Source organism: Streptomyces sp. NTH33 (assembly GCF_003236365.1).
GTDB lineage: Bacteria > Actinomycetota > Actinomycetes > Streptomycetales > Streptomycetaceae > Streptomyces.
In genome coordinates this window covers 1-2,926 of sequence record NZ_POTZ01000656.1, presented here as the reverse complement: position 1 = coordinate 2,926, position 2,926 = coordinate 1, and the positions used below count along the sequence as shown (strand labels likewise).

The window sequence follows — 2,926 nt, the reverse complement described above, 5'->3', positions numbered from 1 at the left end:
CCGCATCGCACGAGCCGCCCCGGTTCCGGGGAGCCCTCCCCGCCCGCGCGGAGGCGTTCCGCCGTACCGCGGCACGGTCCGCCGTGACCGGATTCGTCCCCTGGCCGGCCCCGCGCCGTGAGCGTCGCCGACGGCACTTCCCCCGGCAGCCCGGACGGGTCCGCCTGTGCCGGCCCGCTCGGCGCGGGTGTCCTGGCAGTGCTTCGACATCACCGCCGCCGCTCACGTCCTGGACTGGCGGCCGTCCCGCACCCCCGACGAATCGCCGGCCGCACTGCGGGCGGCCACGGAGCCGGGCCCCCGCGCCCCGGGAGGCGGGGCCGGCCCGTGAGCCTGCTGGTTCCGCTGAAGGCCGCCTTCCCCCGCTCGGTGCTCGGCGCGCCCAACGGGTGGCACGGCGAGCGCCGGCTCGGCATCCGCCGCCTCTCCGTGCTGCGCCCGATCATGGAGCGGCGGTTCGCCATGTGCCGGGACAAGGGCTTCGACGCGGTCGAGCCCGACCTGGTGGAGGGCTGCTCCCACCGCAGGCGCGCAGGCTGGGGCTGTCGTCGATGCGGAAGAAGCCGGAACCGGGGGTGTGGCACGAGGCCTGCTGAGCGGGTGGCTCAGCGGGCCGTCTGCGTGTGGACGTACTCGACGAGGTGGGTGAGCGCATCCGCGTCGGTGTTCGGCATGACGCCGTGGCCGAGGTTGAAGATGTGGCCCTCCAGGCCGGCGGCCGTGTCCAGCACCTCGCGGGCCTTGGCCTCCATGGCCTGCCGGGGGGCGAAGAGCGTGGTCGGGTCCAGGTTGCCCTGGAGCGCCTTGCCGGGGCCGACGCGGCGGGCGGCCTCGTCGAGCGGGACGCGCCAGTCGACGCCGACGACGTCCGCGCCCGCCTCGCCCATCAGGCCGAGCAGCTCGCCGGTGCCGACGCCGAAGTGGATGCGCGGGACGCCGTAGCCGGCGACGGCCTGCAGGACCTTCGCGGAGGCGGGCAGCACCGAGCGGCGGTAGTCGGCGGGGGACAGCGCACCGGCCCAGGAGTCGAAGAGCTGCACGGCGCTCGCGCCCGCCTCGATCTGCACCTTCAGGAAGGCGGCCGTGATCTCGCCGAGGCGGTCCAGCAGGTCGGCCCACAGCTCGGGGTCGCCGTACATCATCGCCTTGGCGTTCTCGTACGTCCGCGACGGGCCGCCCTCGATGAGGTAGCTCGCCAGGGTGAACGGCGCGCCGGCGAAGCCGATCAGCGGGGTCGGGCCGAGCTCGCCGACGAGCATGCCGATCGCCTCGGTGACGTAGGAGACGTCCTCGGGGGTCAGGTCCCGCAGCCGCTCGAGGTCCGCGCGGGTGCGCACCGGCTGCTCGACGACCGGGCCGATGCCGGGCTTGATGTCGAGGTCGATGCCGATGGCCTTCAGGGGCACGACGATGTCGCTGAAGTAGATCGCCGCGTCGACGTTGTGGCGGCGGACCGGCTGCAGGGTGATCTCGGTGACCAGCTCGGGGCGCATGCAGGACTCGAGCATCGGGATGCCCTCGCGCACCTTGCGGTACTCCGGCAGGGAGCGCCCGGCCTGCCGCATGAACCACACGGGGGTATGCGGCACGGGTTCGCGCCTGCACGCCTTGAGGAAGGCGGAGTCGTAGGTGGCTGTCTGCGGCTGCCGGCTTGCGGGCGTGTCGTTGGCACTCACGAGGCCAGTCTCGCATGCCCCCAACAGGACGAAGGCCCCGGTATGCGGCCCCCGGGCGGCACCGCCGCGGACGGCGGGGTGTCATGCACTGCGCGAAGGCCCGGTTCCCCTTAATCTTCCCCGCATGGCTGCGGCTCAGGGACGACTGTCGGACGGCGCTGGCGGAATGGACGACGCGAAGGAGGGGCACGAGAGTGCGAGCAGGGCGAATCAGGCCCCGTTGCCCTTCCGGGCCGCGGTCGACGCGCTGAAAACCGCGCGGCTGCGACCGCAGGTGGAGGTCGAGCAGGTGCCCCCGCCGCAGCGGCTCGCCCCGTTCGCGTACGCGCTGGAGGCCGCGGTCGTCGACGGCGAGCAGGAGCTCGCCGACGGCCGGCTGGTGCTGCTGCACGACCCGGCCGGGCACGACGCCTGGCAGGGCACGTTCCGGCTGGTGACGCTGGTGCGCGCGGAGCTGGAGCCGGAGATGGCCGCCGACCCGCTGCTGCCGGACGTGTGCTGGTCCTGGCTGACCGGGGCGCTGCAGGCGCGCGGGCTGGCGTACGGCGAGCCGAGCGGCACCGTCACGCGGGCGAGTTCGCACTACTTCGGCGGGCTGTCGGCGCGTCCCGCCGCCTCGCAGATCGAGATCCGCGCCTCCTGGTCGCCCCGGGAGGGTCTGGGCGGGGTGCCGGACACCGCCGCCCACCTCGCCTCCTGGTGCGATCTGCTGGCGCAGGTGGCCGGGCTGCCGCCGGCCGGGCCGGGCGACGCGTCGGTGGTGACGCTGCCGCAGCGGCGCGGCCCGCAGTCGCACTGAGGCCGGTCGCGGCGCGGCCGGCGGTCCCACTGCGGCCGGTCGCGGCGCGGCCGGCGGTCCCACTGCGGCCGGTCGCGGCGCGGCCCGCGAGCACACTGCGGCCGGTCGCGGCGCGGCCCGCGAGCACACTGCGGCCGGTCGCGCACGCGCACGTACACCTGTCCGGGTGTCCCACCGACCCCTTGCCGTGTCTTTGTCGATACGGCCACTTTCGAGCACGTACCGACCCTGAACAGCCCAAAGCGAACCGATTCGACCTTCGGACGATCGCCAGCGCGTCCGAATTGCCCGTATTGATAGTCACCAGATCGTGATCATTCTCTAAAGGACACCGGGTTTGGTGCCGAAGACGACTGTGACCTTGCAAGCACGGTTCGTCCCGGCTTGATCCCCACAAGCCGGGACGACCCGTGCTTGCAAGGTCACAGTCGTCTTCGGCACCAAACCCGGT

The 2,926-nt window shown here is 73.6% G+C and carries 2 protein-coding genes and 1 pseudogene; 2 read left to right on the top strand and 1 reads right to left on the bottom strand.

Annotation, left to right across the window (positions count from 1 at the left end):
- Positions 1–342: 342 nt before the first annotated feature.
- Positions 343–513: pseudogene (locus tag C1I97_RS34505) on the top strand (endo alpha-1,4 polygalactosaminidase); the annotation flags it as partial.
- Positions 514–605: 92 nt separating this feature from the next.
- Here the strand turns inward: C1I97_RS34505 and hemE are convergent.
- Complete coding sequence (gene hemE / locus C1I97_RS34500) at positions 606–1,676, bottom strand: uroporphyrinogen decarboxylase (protein WP_111006922.1); 1,071 nt, start codon at positions 1,674–1,676, stop codon at positions 606–608.
- Positions 1,677–1,800: 124 nt separating this feature from the next.
- Here hemE and C1I97_RS34495 point away from each other — a divergent pair, with 124 nt between their 5' ends.
- Positions 1,801–2,475, top strand: a complete 675-nt coding sequence (locus tag C1I97_RS34495; protein WP_111006921.1) for a DUF3000 domain-containing protein — start codon at positions 1,801–1,803, stop codon at positions 2,473–2,475.
- Positions 2,476–2,926 lie beyond the last annotated feature (451 nt).